At 69.4% G+C, this 17,013-nt stretch carries 19 protein-coding genes and 1 riboswitch; of the genes, 9 read left to right on the forward strand and 10 right to left on the reverse strand.

Features of this window, described 5'->3' with window-relative positions; genetic code table 11:
* The first annotated feature begins 23 nt into the window (after nt 1-23).
* Nucleotides 24-491 (forward strand): hypothetical protein, encoded by a 468-nt coding sequence (locus ACIRG5_RS20865; protein WP_402906828.1) that lies wholly within the window; start codon nt 24-26, stop codon nt 489-491.
* Nucleotides 492-549: 58 nt separating this feature from the next.
* On the opposite strand, the gene argG is transcribed toward ACIRG5_RS20865, so the two are convergent.
* Both argG and ACIRG5_RS20875 read right to left on the reverse strand, forming a co-directional pair.
* Nucleotides 550-1,995: an argininosuccinate synthase gene (gene argG / locus ACIRG5_RS20870; RefSeq protein ID WP_319979878.1), complete on the reverse strand. Its 1,446-nt coding sequence runs from the start codon at nt 1,993-1,995 to the stop codon at nt 550-552.
* 92 nt (nt 1,996-2,087) lie between these two features.
* Nucleotides 2,088-2,567, reverse strand: coding sequence for a hypothetical protein (locus tag ACIRG5_RS20875; RefSeq protein WP_402906830.1), 480 nt, complete (start codon nt 2,565-2,567; stop codon nt 2,088-2,090).
* A gap of 76 nt (nt 2,568-2,643) precedes the next feature.
* On the opposite strand from ACIRG5_RS20875, the gene ACIRG5_RS20880 reads away from it, so the two are divergent.
* Nucleotides 2,644-3,465 carry a siderophore-interacting protein gene (locus ACIRG5_RS20880; RefSeq protein WP_402906832.1) on the forward strand — a complete coding sequence of 274 codons (822 nt, stop codon included), beginning with the start codon at nt 2,644-2,646 and terminating at the stop codon, nt 3,463-3,465.
* Here the strand turns inward: ACIRG5_RS20880 and ACIRG5_RS20885 are convergent.
* Genes ACIRG5_RS20885 through ACIRG5_RS20905 form a run of 5 tightly spaced genes read right to left on the reverse strand, consistent with a single transcriptional unit; the run spans nt 3,451 to nt 8,098 of the window.
* On the reverse strand, nt 3,451-4,056 hold the full coding sequence (locus ACIRG5_RS20885; protein ID WP_402906834.1) for a GNAT family N-acetyltransferase: 606 nt from the start codon (nt 4,054-4,056) through the stop codon (nt 3,451-3,453). The two genes, ACIRG5_RS20880 and ACIRG5_RS20885, sit on opposite strands and share 15 nt — an antisense overlap.
* Nucleotides 4,053-5,606, reverse strand: a complete 1,554-nt coding sequence (locus ACIRG5_RS20890; RefSeq protein WP_402906836.1) for an amidohydrolase — start codon at nt 5,604-5,606, stop codon at nt 4,053-4,055. The genes ACIRG5_RS20885 and ACIRG5_RS20890 overlap by 4 nt, the downstream gene beginning before the upstream one ends.
* On the reverse strand, nt 5,603-5,992 hold the full coding sequence (locus ACIRG5_RS20895) for an acyl-CoA thioesterase (protein ID WP_402906838.1): 390 nt from the start codon (nt 5,990-5,992) through the stop codon (nt 5,603-5,605). The genes ACIRG5_RS20890 and ACIRG5_RS20895 overlap by 4 nt, the downstream gene beginning before the upstream one ends.
* Nucleotides 5,989-7,365 carry an AMP-binding protein gene (locus ACIRG5_RS20900; RefSeq protein WP_402906840.1) on the reverse strand — a complete coding sequence of 459 codons (1,377 nt, stop codon included), beginning with the start codon at nt 7,363-7,365 and terminating at the stop codon, nt 5,989-5,991. The genes ACIRG5_RS20895 and ACIRG5_RS20900 overlap by 4 nt, the downstream gene beginning before the upstream one ends.
* The gene (locus ACIRG5_RS20905) at nt 7,358-8,098 is read right to left on the reverse strand and encodes an enoyl-CoA hydratase/isomerase family protein (protein WP_402906842.1); all 741 of its coding nucleotides are present in this window, start codon (nt 8,096-8,098) and stop codon (nt 7,358-7,360) included. The genes ACIRG5_RS20900 and ACIRG5_RS20905 overlap by 8 nt, the downstream gene beginning before the upstream one ends.
* Nucleotides 8,099-8,174: 76 nt before the next feature.
* On the opposite strand from ACIRG5_RS20905, the gene ACIRG5_RS20910 reads away from it, so the two are divergent.
* From ACIRG5_RS20910 to ACIRG5_RS20920, 3 genes are all read left to right on the forward strand, one after another.
* The gene (locus ACIRG5_RS20910) at nt 8,175-8,735 is read left to right on the forward strand and encodes a TetR/AcrR family transcriptional regulator (RefSeq protein WP_402906844.1); all 561 of its coding nucleotides are present in this window, start codon (nt 8,175-8,177) and stop codon (nt 8,733-8,735) included.
* Nucleotides 8,734-8,939, forward strand: a riboswitch (cobalamin riboswitch). Its footprint overlaps the gene before it by 2 nt.
* Before the next feature lie 107 nt (nt 8,940-9,046).
* Nucleotides 9,047-11,272: a 5-methyltetrahydropteroyltriglutamate--homocysteine S-methyltransferase gene (gene metE, locus ACIRG5_RS20915; RefSeq protein WP_402906846.1), complete on the forward strand. Its 2,226-nt coding sequence runs from the start codon at nt 9,047-9,049 to the stop codon at nt 11,270-11,272.
* Between the two features lie 154 nt (nt 11,273-11,426).
* On the forward strand, nt 11,427-12,176 hold the full coding sequence (locus ACIRG5_RS20920) for an NPP1 family protein (protein WP_402906848.1): 750 nt from the start codon (nt 11,427-11,429) through the stop codon (nt 12,174-12,176).
* Here ACIRG5_RS20920 and ACIRG5_RS20925 read toward each other — a convergent pair whose 3' ends face one another.
* Nucleotides 12,177-12,848, reverse strand: a complete 672-nt coding sequence (locus tag ACIRG5_RS20925; RefSeq protein WP_402906850.1) for a TetR/AcrR family transcriptional regulator — start codon at nt 12,846-12,848, stop codon at nt 12,177-12,179.
* A 93-nt stretch (nt 12,849-12,941) separates the two neighbouring features.
* Here ACIRG5_RS20925 and ACIRG5_RS20930 point away from each other — a divergent pair, with 93 nt between their 5' ends.
* Together ACIRG5_RS20930 and ACIRG5_RS20935 are read left to right on the forward strand one after the other, a co-directional pair.
* Complete coding sequence (locus ACIRG5_RS20930; protein ID WP_402906852.1) at nt 12,942-13,667, forward strand: SDR family oxidoreductase; 726 nt, start codon at nt 12,942-12,944, stop codon at nt 13,665-13,667.
* Nucleotides 13,667-14,539, forward strand: a complete 873-nt coding sequence (locus ACIRG5_RS20935; protein ID WP_402906854.1) for an SDR family NAD(P)-dependent oxidoreductase — start codon at nt 13,667-13,669, stop codon at nt 14,537-14,539. Before ACIRG5_RS20930 ends, ACIRG5_RS20935 begins: the two co-directional genes overlap by 1 nt.
* Here the strand turns inward: ACIRG5_RS20935 and ACIRG5_RS20940 are convergent.
* The gene (locus ACIRG5_RS20940; RefSeq protein WP_402906856.1) at nt 14,536-15,255 is read right to left on the reverse strand and encodes a polysaccharide deacetylase family protein; all 720 of its coding nucleotides are present in this window, start codon (nt 15,253-15,255) and stop codon (nt 14,536-14,538) included. The genes ACIRG5_RS20935 and ACIRG5_RS20940 overlap by 4 nt on opposite strands.
* Before the next feature lie 50 nt (nt 15,256-15,305).
* Nucleotides 15,306-15,605, reverse strand: coding sequence for a TetR/AcrR family transcriptional regulator C-terminal domain-containing protein (locus tag ACIRG5_RS20945; protein WP_402906858.1), 300 nt, complete (start codon nt 15,603-15,605; stop codon nt 15,306-15,308).
* Between the two features lie 7 nt (nt 15,606-15,612).
* Between ACIRG5_RS20945 and ACIRG5_RS20950 the strand changes: the two genes are divergently transcribed.
* Both ACIRG5_RS20950 and ACIRG5_RS20955 read left to right on the forward strand, forming a co-directional pair.
* Nucleotides 15,613-16,464 (forward strand): hypothetical protein, encoded by an 852-nt coding sequence (locus ACIRG5_RS20950; protein WP_402906860.1) that lies wholly within the window; start codon nt 15,613-15,615, stop codon nt 16,462-16,464.
* 27 nt (nt 16,465-16,491) lie between these two features.
* The gene (locus ACIRG5_RS20955) at nt 16,492-16,974 is read left to right on the forward strand and encodes a DoxX family protein (protein WP_402906862.1); all 483 of its coding nucleotides are present in this window, start codon (nt 16,492-16,494) and stop codon (nt 16,972-16,974) included.
* Nucleotides 16,975-17,013 lie beyond the last annotated feature (39 nt).

Here is a 17,013-nt window from a genome sequence, read left to right on the forward strand (position 1 = left end):
AGGCCGGCGCCGACCCCGCAGGCATGAGGTTCTTGATCACACCTGTGCTCCTCGCCGTCCTCGCGGCGGGCTGCACCTCTGAGGTCACCGGGTCCGGCCGGCAGGAGACGGCTCCGCCGACCACCCGGTCCACGACCGAGCCGCGGACGTCGAGCGCCACCACCACGTCCAGTGGCACCACCGCCCTCAACGGCGTGCCGCCCGAGCAGTACGAGAGCCTGCCCTCGAAGTACTGCGACCGGGTGTTCCTCGGAGCCCTCAGCAAGCCGATGCTGGCCGTCGTGATGGAGACCCCGAAGGGCAGGCTGAACTGCGACCAGGCCGGCGCGGTGCTGTTCGACTACTACGCCGAACGCCTGGAGCCGAAGACCGGACTGCCACCGATCAAGGTCGGATCGATGTCGTGCAACCAGGTCGCCGAAGGCATCCTGCCCCAGGTCGTGTGCGCCGACGAGGAGAACGTCATCTACTCGATGTGGCCCCAGAGCTGACGAGAACGGGGCCGGCGGGGTGATCCCCACCGGCCCCGTGTTCTCGTGTTGGTCCGTGTCAGTCCGTGCCGAACTCCATGGCCGCCGCGTCGAGCAGTTCGTCGGCCGCCGAGACCTCACCGCGCGAGGCGATGGCCTCCGCGCCGCCGTCCGGCACGTCGCCGATCAGCTGGGTCGGCTCCGGCAGGGCAGGGATGAGCGCCGACTGCCGCGTGCCGACCATGCCGAGGCCCGCGAAGAGCTCCAGCTTGGCGCGGGAGTCCGCGATGTCGAGGTTGCGCATGGTCAGCTGGCCGATGCGGTCGACCGGGCCGAACGCCGAGTCCTCGGTGCGTTCCATCGACAGCTTGTCCGGGTGGTAGCTGAACGCCGGGCCGGACGTGTCGAGGATCGAGTAGTCGTCGCCCCTGCGCAGCCGCAGCGTGACCTCGCCGGTGATCGCGGAACCGACCCAGCGCTGCAGCGACTCGCGCACCATCAGCGACTGCGGGTCGAGCCAGCGGCCCTCGTACAGCAGACGGCCGAGCTTGCGGCCCTCGTTGTGGTACGCCGCGACGGTGTCCTCGTTGTGGATCGCGTTCACGAGACGGTCGTAGGCGATGTAGAGCAACGCCATGCCGGGCGCCTCGTAGATGCCGCGGCTCTTGGCCTCGATGATGCGGTTCTCGATCTGGTCGGACATGCCGAGACCGTGGCGGCCGCCGATGGCGTTCGCCTCCAGCACGAGGTCGACGGCGTCGTGGAACTCCTTGCCGTTGATCGTGACCGGGCGGCCCTGGTCGAAGCCGATGGTGACGTCCTCGGTCGCGATCTCGACCGACGGGTCCCAGAACTTGACGCCCATGATCGGCTCGACGATCTCGATGCCCTCGTTGAGCAGCTCGAGCGACTTGGCCTCGTGCGTAGCGCCCCAGATGTTCGCGTCGGTCGAGTACGCCTTCTCGACGGACGAGCGGTACGGCAGGTCACGCTCGAGGAGCCACTCGGACATCTCCTTGCGGCCGCCGAGCTCGTTCACGAACGCGGCGTCGAGCCACGGCTTGTAGATCCGCAGCGACGGGTTCGCGAGCAGGCCGTAGCGGTAGAACCGCTCGATGTCGTTCCCCTTGTAGGTGGAGCCGTCGCCCCAGATCTGCACGTCGTCGTCGAGCATGGCGCGCACGAGCATGGTGCCCGTGACGGCCCGCCCGAGCGGGGTCGTGTTGAAGTAGGCGCGGCCACCGGAGCGGATGTGGAACGCGCCGCAGGCGAGCGCCGCGAGACCTTCCTCGACCAGCGCGGCGCGGCAGTCGACGAGACGTGCGATCTCGGCGCCGTACGTGCCGGCGCGACCCGGGACCGTCTCGATCTCGGGCTCGTCGTACTGCCCGATGTCCGCGGTGTACGTGCAGGGCACAGCGCCCTTCTCACGCATCCACGCGACCGCGACGGAGGTGTCGAGACCACCGGAGAAGGCGATGCCGACGCGTTCGCCGGCGGGAAGTGAAGTGAGCACCTTGGACACGTTGAGAATTATGCACGACGATGTATGGGCATGCACGTCGGGGTGTCTGTTACTTGCACCTCAGCACTATCACCCCAGCTCAGGGGCGCGAGCTAGGCCAAGTCCAGCTCGTCGGCCTTGGCCTGCATGCGCTGAATGCTGCCCTCGTGCTCCATGGAGCGCATCGCCGTGATGGCCGCGTACAGGTGCGCGCCGACGTACGGATCCTGCTCCTTGCGTTCGTTGACCTCGCCGAGCGTGGCGTTGTACATCGCGTCCGTCATCGCCGCGAGCAACGCACGTGCGCGCGGAGCGACACCTTGGGGCGCGGAAGCGTCGATGATCGGCGTGACACGCTCCCACACCTCGTCCGGCGGGCCGGGCGGGTACAGCTGGTTGAGCCCGAGCAGGCCGTTCTCCAGCGCGCCCATCACCAGCCAGATCTCACCCTCGTCGGCGGGCAGCAGCCGTGCGACGGCCTCGGCGTCCCGCTGGCGGTAGGCGACGGCGAGCCGCAGGCCGATGGCCTGACTCCGGTTCTTGCTGGCGGGCTCTTCGAACCACCACTGCTGTTGCGCGGTCCTCGGGAACATGTTCGCAGTCTGCGGTACCAGCCCCGATTTCGCCCGAGAGCTTAGGTAAGCCTAACCAAAGGTGTACCTTGCTGGCATGTCGCGCTACTCCGCCTTCGACCGGTTCACGCTCAAGGCCGCCACCAAGGCCGCCGAGCTGCTGATGGCCCCCGCGAACCGCCGCGAGGTCTTCGACCAGTTCGTCATGACCGTCACGGCGGTGACCGAGCTCGGCGAACACATGCGCCGGATCACCTTCCACGCGCCGGAGCTCGCCTCGTTCGAGGTGACCGGCCCGGACGAGTACTTCGGCCTGCTGATGGCGACCGGCCGCGAGCTCGTCATGCCGGCCGACGACCGCGTCAACGTCCGCTCGTCGTTGCGCGCGATGCCCGAGGACACGCGGCCGGACCTGCGCTGGTACACGGTCCGCGCGCACCGGCCCGACGTAGCCGAGATCGACGTCGACTTCGTGGTGCACGGCGACGCGGGCCCCGGCACGCGCTGGGCCCGCCGCGCGACCGCGGGCGACCAGGCGGGATTCCGCGCGGGCGGTTCCGCCTACCTGCCGCCGCCGGAGGGCTCGGTGCTGCTGGCGGCCGACGAGACCGCGTTGCCCGCCCTCGCGGCGATCCTGGAGGTCGAGACGCGGCCGGTGCACGTGTTCGTCGAGGTGCCGGACGAGTCGTACCGGATCGACCTCGAGGCGGAGTGGGTGTTCCGCGGCGACGCTGAGCCCGGTTCCGCGGTGCTGAAGGCGATCCAGGGCAAGGTGCTGTCCACTGTGGACTACGCGTGGGCGTGCGGGGAGTCCGCGCTCGCGACCGGGGTGCGGCGGCACCTGGCCAAGGACCGCGGGGTGGACCGCAAGGCGATCATGTTCAGCGGGTACTGGAAGGCCGGCTCAGCCCGCAGGTGAGACGCCGCTCAGCCGCAACGTCCGCGTCACCACCGGATCGGACGCCGCGATCCCGTACCGGTGCTCGTACACGGCCACGGTGATGCGGGCCAGGTCGTCGGCGGCGGCCGGGGTCTGGGCGACGTAGTCCGCCGCCATCAGCAGCATCGGGTAACCGGCGCTGCCCTGCGGCGGCAGGTAGCCGTTGACGGGCAGCAGCACGGCGCCGAGGCGGCGGTAGAACGCGATGCGGCGGTGCCGGACGCGTTCCTCGGACGGGTCGATGCCGTGCTGGGCCGGGTCCTCGACGTCGTAGATGATCCGGGTGTGGCCCGCGGCGGTCATGACGGCGCGCAGGTGCGTCCACAGGTGTTCGCCGAGGCCGCGGCCCTTTTCCCCCACGGTGAAGTAGCGCAGGTAGACCCAGCCGGTGTCGCCGAGGGTGCGCAGGACGGCGAAGCCGAGCGGTTTGTCGTCCATCAGGACCAGGGCGGTGTCGGCGAGCAGGTCGTCGAACGACGCGCGCAGGTGTGGCTCGAAGCCGTCGAAGTAGATCTGCTGGACGTGCGCGAGTTCCTCTGGCGTCAGCGAAGAAGCGGCTACGAGCCTCACCGGAACTGTCCTCCCACCATCGTGCGCAGCACCTGGATGTCCTTGATCCGGCCGGCGGTGACCGGGTTGTCCGAGAGCACGACGAGGTCCGCGAGTTTGCCCACGGTCAGGGTGCCCTTGAGGTGTTCCTGTTTGCTGGCGTAGGCGGAGCCGTAGGTGTAGGCGCGCAACGCTTCCAGGCCCGTCACCGCCTCGGCCGGGCTGAACGGCGTGCCGGACGACGTGAGCTGCTCGACCATGTCGTGCATGCCGAGCAACGGGGCGCCGTTCACCACCGGGCGGTCCGAGCTACCGGGGACGGTCATGCCCGCGTCGAGCAGCGAGCGTTGGCGGTAGGCCCACGCGGCGCGGTCCGGGCCGAGCGCTGTCAGCATGCCGTCGCCGATCTCGTTGACGAAACGGCCCTGGGGCACGGCGATCACGCCCAACGCGACCGCGCGCTCGACCTGGTCGGGGCGGGCCACGCCGAAGTGTTCGATGCGGTGGCGGACGTCCGGGCGCGGGTCGAGGCGGTGCGCTTCCTCGTAGGCGTCCAGGACCAGGTCGATGGCCGCGTCGCCGATCGCGTGCGTGGCGACGCGCCAGCCTCCCCGGTGGGCGGCGATGATCTTTGATCGCAACGCTTCCGAGGAGTCCTGCAGGTAGCCGTGGTTGCCCGGGGTGTCGGCGAAGTCGTGGCACATCGCGGCGGTGTGGCCGATCAGCGAGCCGTCGGAGAAGATCTTGGTCGGGCCGATGCGCAGCCAGTCGTCGCCGAAGCCGGTGCGGACGCCCAGATCGAGGCCCAGACCCAGTTCGGTCACGGGGTGCAGGGCATCGGCGGCGATCATCAACTCGACGCGGACGTGCAGCTTTCCCCGGTCGCGGGCGCGGTGGTAGGCCTCCAGCTCGACCGGGGACCTGCCGATCCAGCCGCCGCCGACGCCCGCCTCGACGCAGCTCGTGATGCCCTCGCTCAGGTACACGCGACCGGCGCGGTCGATCGCGTCGACCAGGGTGTCCACCGGGTAGGGCAGCACGAGCGGGCCGACCAGTTGCTGGGCCTGTTCCTGCAGCAAACCCGTCGGCCGGCCGTTCTCCGTGACGACGAGCCCGCCGGAGACCTCGACCGCGCTCTCCGAGATCCCCAGCGCTTCCAGCACGGGCGTGTTCACCACGCACATGTGGCCGGACGTGTGCTTGATCCACACCTTGCGGCCGCGCGCGACGCGGTCCAGGCCGTCGCGGGTCGGGTGGCCACCGCACTTGTTCTGGTCGTAGCCGTGGCCGACGACCCACTCGCCGTCCGGCGCGGCTTCGACTGCCGCGTAGAGCGCGTCGAGGCTCGTGACCCGGCAGTCCACTTCGGACAGAGTGAGCCCGAACCACGCCATGTGGTTGTGGGCGTCGTGGAAGCCCGGCGTGACGGTCGCGCCCTGAAGGTCGACGACCTCGCGGGCCGGGACCTCCTCCAGCGCCACGATCCGGTCGCCCAGCACGGCGAGCGCGGATGCCGGGCCGTCCAGCGTCACGAACTCGGCGTTCGTCAGCAGCAGGTCCGCCCTGATCATGAGAGCCCTTCGAAAGCCATGCGGTACCAGTCGCTCCACGGTGCGGGACGGCCGTCCTGGCCGACCTTGACGATCACCCGGTAGCCGGAGGCGTAACGGCCGCAACGAAAGCCGTAGCGGGCGCTGGTGGTGCCGATGCGGTCGGCGGTGATCTCGACCGGGAGCACGCCGGGCGCGGTGAAGGCCGCGTTGAACTCGACGTGCAGTTCCTTGACCACGTAGTTCAGGTCTGGATCGCGGTCGGCGTAGGACGACCAGCCGAAACCCATCGACTCGAACAGCGCGGACTGGGCTCGTTCGACGTGCAGTGCGAACCGCGAGTTGTGCAAGGTGCCGTTCAGGTCCAGCTCATCGAAGAAGACCGGGCTCTCCCAGTGAAAGCTCACCGCAGCAGCTCCTTGGCGACGCGTTCGGACGGGGTGCGCGGTAGATCCTCGCGGAACTCCCAGAAACGCGGAACCTTGAACGACGCCAGTCTTTCCGCGCAGAACGCGGCGAGCTCCTGATCAGTGACTTCTCCGACGACGAACGCTTTCACCTCCTCACCGCGAATGTCGTCCGGAACGCCGATCACGGCCGCGAGCCGCACCGACGGGTGCGACATCAGTACTTCCTCGACCTCGTGCGCGGCCACGTTCTCGCCGCTGCGCCGGATCATGTCCTTGCTGCGGCCGAGGTGGTAGACGCGGCCGTCCTCGATCCGCGCCAGGTCGCCGGTGCGGAACCAGCCGTCCGCGAACGGCGAGGGCAGGCCCAGGTAGCCGTCCATCATGCCGGGGCCGCGCAGCCACAGTTCGCCGTCCACGATCCTGGCCTCGCGATGCGGCGCGGGCAGCCCGAGACAGCCCGTGCCGACGAACCGGTCGTGGTCCTCGGCGGTGATGCGGAGGTCGGCGCCGGTCTCGGTCATGCCGAACGCCTCGAACCAGCCGACACCCCACCGCTCCTCCAGTTCGGCGTGCAGGGCGGGCGGGATCGCCGAGGCCTGCACGACTCGAACGGAATGCTCTCGGTCCAGCGGGTCGGGCGGCATGCGCAGCAGCAACGCCGGCATCGCGCCGAGGCAGTAGAAGTAGGTCACGCCGTGCTCGCGGACCTTCGCCCAGAACGAGGACGGGTGAAAGCCGTCCAGCACCACGAGATGCGCGCCGGAGAGCAGCGCCGCGACGACGTTCCACTGTGGATCGATGTAGTGGAACGGTTGTGCCGTCAGCATCACGTCGTCGGAGCTCAGGTGCGGGAAGTGCTCGGCCAGGCTGCCGCCGAGCGTCAGCCAGTAGGAGTGCGACAGCACGCAGGCTTTCGGCTTTCCCGTGGTACCTGAGGTGAACTGCAGGCTGACCGGCGCGGCCACCTCGCCCTGCACGAACCCGTCGGCGGGCTCAAGCTCTTCGACGAAGTGCACCACGTGATCGGCGAGCAGCGGCCGGAACTCCTCGGTACTGACCACGGCGGCCACCTCGGCGGTCCGCAGCACGTGATCGGCGTCGGCCGAGCGGTACTTGACGTTGAGCGGCACGGCGGTGGCACCGAGCTTGATCAGCGCGAACCACACCAGCGGGAACTCCGGCACGTTCCGCAGCATGATCCCGACCCGGTCACCCGCGCGGATCCCCCTGTCCCGCAACGCCTGCGCGTACCCGTCGGACAGCGCGTCGATCTGGGCGAACGTGAACGCGCCGCCCGGATCGAACGTCCACGCGGTCTTGTCCGGCCATCGCGTCACGGCCGTCCGCAGCGCGGAGATCAGGTCAGCCACGGCCGAACTCCTCCCGCGGCTCGTCCCCCTCGCCGGACAGGCTCGTGACGATCGCGTGGTCGACCTCGGTCGCCATCGCCTGCTCCAGCGTCGAGTCCAGGCCCAGGTCGAGCGCCCGTTTCGCGAGCCCGGCCGCGACCGGTGGCTGTTCGGCGATGCGGCGCGCGAGCTTCATCGCGTGCTTCTCGTGGTTCAGGGCGTAGGAGTTGATCAGCCCCAGTTGGTGCGCGCGGGGAGGGTGAATCCGTTCCCCGAGCAGGAGCATCTCCTTGGCGCGCGCCAGGCCGACGAGCTTCGGCAGCAGGCTGGAGATCCCGCCCGTCACACTGAGCCCCACGCCGACCTCGGGAAACCCGAATTCCGCGCTGGTCTGCGCCACGACCAGGTCGCATCCCAGCGCGAACTCCGCGCCCGCACCGAGCGCGTAGCCGTGAACCGCCGCGATCACGATGCCGGGGAAGTCGCGGATCGCCCGGGTCACGTCCTGGATGCGCTCCAGCCGTGCCCGCGTCTGCTCCTCGGTCTCGACCGGGACCGGCTCCTTCAGGTCGTGGCCGGCGCAGAACGACTTGCCACGGCCCGCCAGCACGATCACCCGCGCCCCGTCCTCACGTGCCCGTGCGAACGCGGCCAGCAGGTCCTCGACCAGCGCCGGGACGACGGCGTTGAGCCGTTCCGGACGGTTCAGGTGCACCTGCGCGATGCCCTCGGCACAGGAGTAGTCGACGGTCATCTCTCCCCTTCGATCGATCGATCGATCGGCCCTGACGCTAGAGTGAGGGCGTCCAGGCGGTCAAGGGAGGCAGCAGATGACGACGGAGGAACGGGTCCGCGAGGCCGCCGTGCGCTTGTTCGCCGAACGCGGCTTCCACGGCACCGGCATCCGCGACCTCGCGCAGGCCGCCGGGCTCTCGTCGGCCACGCTCTACCACTACATGGGCACCAAGGAAGATCTCCTGGTCGAGATCATGCGCACGAGCCTCACCGAGTTGATCGGCAAGGCCGAGCAGATCACCGGCGACGAGACGGACCGTCTCGTCTCACTGGTCAAGATGCACGTGCGGGCGCACGCCGAGAAGCCGCGCGAGACCGCGGTGGTGGACGGCGAGATGCGTGCGCTGACCGGCGAGGGCCGCGAGGAGATCGTGGCGTTGCGCGACCGCTACGAGCACTTCTGGCAGGACGCGATCGACGACGGCGTGAGGGCGCGCAAGCTGACGGTGGCCGATCCGAGCGTCGCCCGGCTGGCGTTGCTGGAGATGTGCAGCGGCGTCTCCCGGTGGTACTCCCCCGCCGGGCCGGTCGACTTGAGTGATCTCACCATCCAATACGCGGCCATGGCGCTGGGCATGCTCGGCGCGTCCCGCTAGTGTCGGTACTGCCAGCGGTTCACCCGGACTCGTTCCGGGTGGAGCAAAAGGGAACCCGGTGCGAGTCCGGGACTGCCCCGCAGCGGTGAGTGGGAACGAAAGCCGTCAGAAGCACTGGGTCTGCCAGATCTGGGAAGCGACGGCCGGTAGGAGCGCGCGAGACGCCCACGAGTCCGAAGACCTGCCGCCGGTCCGCGCGCCGACCCGGTGCGCGGTGCTCCGGAGCCTCTCGGGCGGGCTGACGGGCGCGGCTCCGTGCCGCCCTGCTCGCGTGTCTCCGGTGCTTCCGCACGCTCGCGAGGAGAGAGCTTGTGACCATTGGCAGCACTGTTTTCGGCTATCCCCGGATCGGACCGAAGCGCGAACTGAAGCGCGCGGTCGAGCAGTACTGGGCCGGGAAGATCGACGAAGCCGCACTGCGGGAGACCGCCAGGAACCTGCGGGCGCAGACCTGGACCGAACTGTCCGAACTGGACTCCGTGCCGTCGAACACGTTCTCGTTCTACGACCAGGTGCTCGACACCTCGTTCCTCTTCGACGCGATCCCCCAGCGGTTCCGCGACCTCGGACTGTCCGAACTGGACACCTACTTCGCGGCAGCACGCGGCCGGGACGGCGCCGCGGCCCTGGAACTGACGAAGTGGTTCGACACGAACTACCACTACCTGGTGCCGGAACTGGGCCCGGACACCGAGTTCCGGCTGGCCGGCGACAAGCCGATCGCCGAGTACCGCGAGGCGCTCGAACTCGGCATCACGACCCGGCCCGCGCTGCTCGGTCCGGTCACGTACCTGTTGCTGGCCAAGAGCACGGTCCCCGGTTTCGCACCGCTGACGCTGCTCGACCGCCTGCTGGAGGCGTACGTCGAACTACTCGGCCGCCTGCGCGTCGAGGGCGTCGAGTGGGTGCAGATCGACGAACCGGCGTTCGCCGCCGACCGCACACCGGCCGAACTGAACGCGTTGCGCCGCACGTACCGGACGCTGAGCGGGCTGCCTGGCAGGTCGAAACTGCTGGTCACCGGCTACTACGGCGACCTGGGCGAGGCGTTGCCGATCCTGGCCTCCTCGCAGGTCGAGGCGATCGGCATCGACCTGGTCAGCGCACCGGACACGTCGGTGGCGATCCCCGCGTTGCGCGACAAGATCCTGGTGGCAGGTCTGGTCGACGGCCGCAACGTGTGGCGCACCGACCTGCACGCCGCGCTGGCGAAGGCCGCGACACTGCTGGGTTCGGCGCGCGAGGTCGTCGTGTCGTCGTCCTCCACGCTGCTGCACGTGCCGTACGACCTGGAGGCCGAGACCCTGGAGCCGGACGTGCGGGCACGGCTGGCGTTCGCCAGGCAGAAGGTGCGCGAGATCGTGGTGCTGGGCAAGGCTTTGCGCGACGGGGCCGACGGCGGCTGGGCCGACGAGGCGAGGCACCAGGTGCCCAGCCCGCGCCGCGACGACCACGTCCGGGCGCGCATCGCGTCGTTGCGGCCGGAGCACGGCCTCCGCGCGCCGTACGAGGACCGTGCCGCGGCCCAGCAGGCCCGGCTCGGGTTGCCGCCCCTCGCGACCACGACGATCGGGTCGTTCCCGCAGACCGGCGACATCCGCAGGGCACGCGCGGCGGTCAGGAACGGTGAGATCACCGAGGACGAGTACGGGCAGCGGATGCGGGACGAGATCGGTCGCGTGATCGACCTGCAGGAGGACATCGGCCTGGACGTGCTGGTGCACGGCGAACCCGAGCGCAACGACATGGTCCAGTACTTCGCCGAACACCTGGAAGGCTTCGCCAGCACGGAGTTCGCGTGGGTGCAGTCGTACGGGTCGCGGTGTGTGCGGCCGCCGATCATCCACGGCGACATCTCGCGCCCGAAGGCGATGACGGTGCCGTGGAGCACCTACGCGCAGTCGTTGACGTCCAAGCCGGTCAAGGGAATGCTGACCGGCCCGGTGACGATCCTCGCGTGGTCGTTCGTCCGCGACGACCAGCCGCTCGCCGACACGGCGAACCAGGTGGCGCTGGCGTTGCGCGACGAGATCCGCGACCTGGAGGCCGCCGGGATCCGGGTGGTGCAGGTCGACGAACCGGCGTTGCGCGAGCTGCTTCCGTTGCGCCGGAAGGACCAACCGGCGTACCTGGAGTGGTCGGTCGGCGCGTTCCGGCTCGCCACCGCGGGCGCGACGCCGGGCACCCAGATCCACACGCACCTGTGCTACTCGGAGTTCGGCGAGGTGATCGGCGCGATCTCCGACCTCGACGCCGACGTCACGACCATCGAGGCCGCACGGTCCAAGATGGAGATCCTGGAGGGCCTGGAGTTCCCGCGGGGCATCGGTCCCGGCGTCTACGACATCCACTCGCCGCTGGTGCCGGGCGAGGACGACATCGCCGCGCTGATCACCGAAGCGGTACGCGCGGTGCCAGGTGAACGTTTGTGGATCAACCCCGACTGCGGGCTCAAAACTCGCGGTTACGCCGAGGTGGAGCCGGCGTTGCGAAACCTGGTCGCCGCGGCCAACCGGGTACGCGCCCACCTGGGCTGATGAGAGCGCGACCTCGGGACGTGATCGATTCCGTCCCGAGGTTGTGAATTTCCCGGTATGGCAAAGATTTGGCGAAGCACCTAGACGTGAACGTGGTTCATGTACCACCTTCGGCCTCGCAAGCCTCACTCCCCTGCACCCCGGAGGCCTGAAGTTGAGGAAGAAGCTCCTGTCCGCGCTCGCCGGCGCACTGCTGATCACGGCACTGTTCCCCGGCATCGCGCTCGCTGACCCGCCCCGGGCCATCCCCGCCAACTACGAGGCGGCCGACGGCAAGTGGCAGCCGGCGTTCGATTACGACGGCGACGGCTGTTACCCCACCCCGGCGATCTCGCCGACCGGTGACATCGCGCCCGGCCTGAAGAACTCCGGCGCGCTGAACGGCAACTGCCACGACAAGTCAGACCTGGACAACACCAACTCCTACAGCCGTTCCAAGTGCAACAACGGCTGGTGCGCCTACCTGTACGACCTGTACTTCGAGAAGGACCAGGCCGTGCCGCTGATCGACTGCTGCGGCCACCGCCACGACATCGAGCACGTGATCGTCTGGGTGCAGAACGACGTGGCCCAGTTCGTCTCGACCTCGGAGCACGGCAAGTACAAGACCCACCCGCGTGCCAACGTGCAGTGGGAAGGCGACCACCCGAAGATCATCTACCACAAGGACGGCGCCAGCACGCACTGCTTCCGGCTCGCGGGTGCGGGCGAGCAGGCGGAGAACCACTACGGGGTCTACCAGTACCCCGCCCTGGTCAGCTGGGACCGCTTCCCCGCCGGGGTGCGCGACAAGCTCGTGAACGCGAACTTCGGCAGCGCGTCCCTGGCGATCAAGGACAGCGCGTTCAACTACAACCTCGGTCAGGCCAAGCCTTCCGGGATCGCGTTCGACCCGAACGCGTAGCTATTTCGCCACACGGTTCAACCACTCGGCCAGGAGGGCCCGTTCCGCTGGAGACAGCATCAGGGGCGGGTCCTCTTCCAGTGCCACCCTCAGTGCGATCGCCCGGCTCGGGATGTCCGTCGGCTCGTCCGGTGCGACGTCCGTCGTGATCGCCCTGATCACCTGCTCCCGCGAGAACGTGATCAGCTCCAGGTCGCGGTCCTCCTCCGGCGTCGCGATCAACGCCAGCACGACGCCCATGCCCGCCGCGTGCACGAACTGCGCCGCCTGCTCGACGGGGACCGTCAACCGGCCCGCCGACGCGATGCGGCTGATGATCTCGCGGAGCATCGCGTCCGCCTCCAGCCGCGCCGCCCGCTTGCGCGGCTCGCCGTACATCAGCAGGTAGAACGCGGGCCGCGCCAGGCCGAAGCCGATGTGCAGCTCCCACCCCCTGCGCAGGTCGTCGACGGGGTTGTCGCTGGCGCCCATCGCGTGCTTGGTCGCGAGGTAGTCGGAGAAGCCGAACGCCGCCACGGCGTCGAGCAGCCCGTCCTTGTCGCCGAACAGCCGGTACAGCGTCGGCGCCTGCACCCCGGCCGCCGAGGCGACCGCGCGCGTGGACACCGCTTCCTTGCCGCCCTCGACGAGCAGGTCGGCCGCGGCCTTCACCAGACGCTCTCTCGTGTCCATGTAACGACGATAACACATCAGTGGTAGCACTGATTCGATATCGGTGCTACGTTGATTTAGGTAACGACGGAAACACCAGCTAGGAGTGTTGCTATGACTCGCGTTGCGATCGTCACCGGCGGATCGAGGGGCATCGGACGGGCTGCCGCCGAGCGTCTGGCCGCCGACGGTACGGCCGTCGTCATCGTGTACGCCGGCAACAAGGCCGCGGCCGACGAGGCCGTGGAGAAGATCAAGTCCGACGGGGGCCAGGCCGTCGCCGTGCAGGCCGACGTCGGCGACGAGGAAGCCGTCACCGCCGCGTTCGAACTGGCCGTGGAGACCTTCGGCGGCGTGGACGTCGTCGTGAACTCGGCGGGCATCATGCCGCTCGGCACCGTCGCGGACATGGACCTCGACACGTTCGACCGCATCATGCGCACCAACGCCCGCGGCACGTTCGTCGTGTCCCAGCAGGCCGCACGCCGGCTGCGTGACGGTGGCGCGATCATCAACGTCTCGTCGTCCGTGGTGGGCCTGCGCTTCCCCCAGTACGGCGCCTACGCCATGTCGAAGGGCGGCGTCGAGGCGCTGACCCTGATCCTGGCCCGTGAGCTGCGCGGCCGGGACATCACCGTGAACACCGTCGCCCCCGGCCCCACCGCCACGGACCTGTTCCTCGACGGCAAGGACCAGGCGACCATCGACACCCTCGCGAAGCAGCCGCCGCTGGAGCGGCTCGGCTCGACCGGCGACATCGCGGAGGTCATCTCCTTCCTGGCGGGCCCGGCCCGCTGGATCAACGGCCAGACCATTCGTGCGAACGGGGGCATCATCTGATGGGCAAGGTCATCGTCGTCACGGGAGCGTCCAGCGGTTTCGGCGCGCTGACGGTCCGCAGGCTGGCCCTTGCCGGCCACACCGTCTACGCGGGCATGCGGGAGACCTCGGGCCGCAACTCGGCCGCCGTGGCGGAACTTCGGGCGTTCGGGGCCGAGAACAAGGCCGACGTGCACGCCGTCGAGCTCGACGTGCAGTCGCAGGAGTCCGCGGACGCCGCGATCGCGTCGATCATCGCGGACCGAGGGCGTCTGGACGTCGTCGTGCACAACGCCGGCCACATGGTCACCGGCCCGGCCGAGGCCTTCACGCCGGAGCAGTACGCGGCCCTGTACGACGTCAACGTCCTGGGCACCCAGCGCGTGAACCGCGCCGCCCTGCCGCACCTGCGCGGTCAGCACTCCGGCCACGTCGTGTGGGTGGGTTCCAGCTCGACGCGCGGCGGCACTCCCCCGTACCTGGCCCCGTACTTCGCGGCCAAGGCGGCGATGGACGCGGTCGCCGTCTCCTACCGCGCCGAACTGCTGCGGTTCGGCATCGAGACCACGATCGTCGTGCCGGGTGCCTTCACCCACGGCACCAACCACTTCGCGCACAGCGGCACCCCCGCCGACACCTCGCGTGCCGCGGAGTACGAGGAGTTCTACCCCGGCCTGATGGACCAGGTGGGAGGCCGTCTCGCCGAACTGGAGCCGTCGTGGGCGGACGTCGGTGCCGTGGCGGACGCGATCGTGGACGTGGTCGGCTCTTCGAAGCCGCCGTTCCGGGTGCACATCGACCCGTCCGCCGACGGTGCCGAGGTCGTGAACGCGGTGGCGGACCGGGTGCGCGGCGAGTTCCTGCGCCGGGTGGAGCTGGCCGACCTGATCTAACGGCTGCCGAGGAGCGCGGACACGGTGAGGAACCGGTAACCGCGCTCCTTCAGCCCGGTGATGACGGGCCTGAGCGCCTGCCGGGTCTGCTCGCGGCTCGCGTACATGGGGTGGAGCAGGATGATCGAGCCCGGCTTGGTCTCCGCGAGGGTCTGCTGGGCGATCTGCTGCGTGGTGGGCGTGCCTTCGGAGTCCGGTTCCACGTCCCACATGACCGTCGTGCGGTTGTGTTCCTTCAGGTAGTGCGGCAGGGCGAAGAGCTTCTTGCCGTTGGGCGGGCGGAAGTGGATGTCGCCGCTGTACCCGGTCCTGCGGATCTGGGCGTCGGTGTCCTCGATCTCCTTCGCCACCGTGCTGGGCAGAACGCCGATCATGCGCTGGTGGTTGTAGGTGTGGTTGCCGATCTCGTGCTTGGCGTCCGCGATCTGCCTGCCGAGCTCCGGGTGCTTCTCCAGGTCGCGGCCCATGAGGAAGAACGTGGCCGGCACGTCCTCGGCCTTCAGCAGGTCCAGGACCTGCTGGGCGCCGGCGGGATCGGGGCCGTCGTCGAAGGTCAGGGCCACGAGCTTCTCGTTGGTCTCGACGCGGTCGACCAGGTCACCGAAGAACTGGAACGTGCGGGCGCTGGCGACGTTCCACAGCGCTGCGGCGACGACGAGCACCAGGGTGAGGCCAACCGCCGTGATGATCGTCGGCTTGCGGCGCAACCACTTCATGCGCTCACTATGACCACGGTGGATCTTCCGGTCCGCGGCACCCCTCGACTTCAGCGCGACGGCAGGTCCGTGACCGCGGCGTGCACGAGGCCGTTCAGGATGAGGGTGAGACCCGCCTCGAACGCGGACTCGTGATCGATCACCGGTACGCCGGGCGGCAGGGCCGCATCGGTGTCCGCCTGCTCTTCCAGGACGCTGCCGACCGTGAAGCGACTGGCGGCCAGCATCGCCATCTGCGCGTCGCGCTCGGGCACGCCGGAGGCGACGAGGAAGTCCATCTTGTGGCGGAGCCGGTCGAGGTCGCTCAGCGGGGTGCTGCCGGCGTGGAGCCGTGCTCCATCCCGGCGCATCAGCAACGTGCGCCTGAAGCTGCGCGTGTTGTCGGCGAACCTGTTGCGGCAGGTCGGCCGGGAGTCGGTCCGCGAGATGCTCACCAGGTCGTCGCTGCGACGCACGGCCATGCGGCTCGGGCTCGTCGCCTGGCGGGCCGTGCAGCCTGCCGGGAAGGGATGGGCGCGTCTTGTCCGGGGCGTGTTCGCCGCCTTCAAACCTCTTGTGCTGCCACCGATCCTGATCGGGTTCCTGGCGCCGGTCGCCAGCATGGTGGCGGCCGCGCTGAGCTGGATCACCCTCACGGTCGCCACCGACAGGTGGTTCAGCCAGCCGGGCCACCTTCTCGTCCTGGCCGGTGCGGCGGTCGCGGCGTCGTGCGCCGGCTGGCGTTGGTGGCCGAACAGGAAGCGCCCCGCGGCCACGTCGTCCGCTCTGCTGCGAGGCCTCGGCACCGGGGTCGTGGCGATCGGGGGTGCGTTCCTCTGGATGCACTACAACGGCGATCTGGCGTGGTCGAGGCCGTTCGTCGTCGTGATCCTGACGGCTGTCGCGGTGGTGACCTCGTTGTGGAGCGTCACCGGGGCGGGACGGTCCGTCGTCACCGGGACGGCGTCCGGGCTTCTCGCGGGCGCGGTGATCTGGGCGTTTCCCCAGCCTCTCAACGGAATCGGAGCGGTGCTGGCGCTGTACGGGGCACTCGTCGTCGAGACCGTCCTGCTCACCCGGTGGTTCCCGAAGGCGTCCAGCCGAGGTGCGTTCGACCACGGGACCGGCGATCTCGTTGGCCTGCTTGAACTCCCGAGCTTCCTCACGCGGTCGCCGCTATCGCGATCCGGCCGTGGCGCGATACCGTCGTCCGGCGTCACCGCGACGTGATCGGGCGTGTTCAGGGGGTGATTCCCGGTGAACCAGACGATCGGGCTGATGAAGGCCGACGGACCGCCGGCGGCGATCCTGGTGCGGCTCGCGGTCGGGGCGGTGTTCCTGTCCGAGGGCATCGGCAAGTTCCTGTATCCGGACGAACAGGCCGCCGGGCGGTTCGCCACGATCGGGATCCCGGCGCCGGAGTTCTTCGGCGTGCTGTCGGCGGTGGCCGAGACGGTGTGCGGGGTCTTGTTGTTGCTGGGCCTGCTCACTCGTCTGGCAGCAGTGCCGATGCTGGTCAACATGGTGCTGGCGCTGGCGTTGACGAAGATCCCGATTCTGTGGGGTGGCTCGGCGGACAAGCCGAAGGCGGATGGCTTGTGGGACATGGCACACGAGTCGCGCACGGACTGGGCGATGCTGCTGGGCCTGCTGTTCCTGCTCGTCGCCGGGCCCGGCCGCTGGTCGCTGGACGCCGTGCTGGCGCGGCGGCAGGCCGCGACGTCTCACGCGAGCACCTGACGCAGGCGGCCGGGTCCGTTCTGCCGCCTGCGGATCTCC

This window comes from Lentzea sp. NPDC102401, from assembly GCF_044765805.1.
Classification (GTDB): Bacteria; Actinomycetota; Actinomycetes; order Mycobacteriales; family Pseudonocardiaceae; genus Lentzea; species Lentzea sokolovensis.

Coding starts and splice junctions, on each gene's coding strand:
- ACIRG5_RS20940 (WP_402906856.1), bottom strand. CDS start 15,255: ATGAAGTGGTTGCGCCGCAAGCCGACGATCATCACGGCGGTTGGCCTC.
- ACIRG5_RS20875 (WP_402906830.1), bottom strand. CDS start 2,567: ATGTTCCCGAGGACCGCGCAACAGCAGTGGTGGTTCGAAGAGCCCGCC.
- ACIRG5_RS20925 (WP_402906850.1), bottom strand. CDS start 12,848: ATGGACACGAGAGAGCGTCTGGTGAAGGCCGCGGCCGACCTGCTCGTC.
- ACIRG5_RS20905 (WP_402906842.1), bottom strand. CDS start 8,098: ATGACCGTCGACTACTCCTGTGCCGAGGGCATCGCGCAGGTGCACCTG.
- ACIRG5_RS20880 (WP_402906832.1), top strand. CDS start 2,644: ATGTCGCGCTACTCCGCCTTCGACCGGTTCACGCTCAAGGCCGCCACC.
- ACIRG5_RS20910 (WP_402906844.1), top strand. CDS start 8,175: ATGACGACGGAGGAACGGGTCCGCGAGGCCGCCGTGCGCTTGTTCGCC.
- ACIRG5_RS20890 (WP_402906836.1), bottom strand. CDS start 5,606: ATGATCAGGGCGGACCTGCTGCTGACGAACGCCGAGTTCGTGACGCTG.
- ACIRG5_RS20930 (WP_402906852.1), top strand. CDS start 12,942: ATGACTCGCGTTGCGATCGTCACCGGCGGATCGAGGGGCATCGGACGG.
- ACIRG5_RS20945 (WP_402906858.1), bottom strand. CDS start 15,605: ATGCGCCGGGATGGAGCACGGCTCCACGCCGGCAGCACCCCGCTGAGC.
- ACIRG5_RS20935 (WP_402906854.1), top strand. CDS start 13,667: ATGGGCAAGGTCATCGTCGTCACGGGAGCGTCCAGCGGTTTCGGCGCG.
- ACIRG5_RS20865 (WP_402906828.1), top strand. CDS start 24: ATGAGGTTCTTGATCACACCTGTGCTCCTCGCCGTCCTCGCGGCGGGC.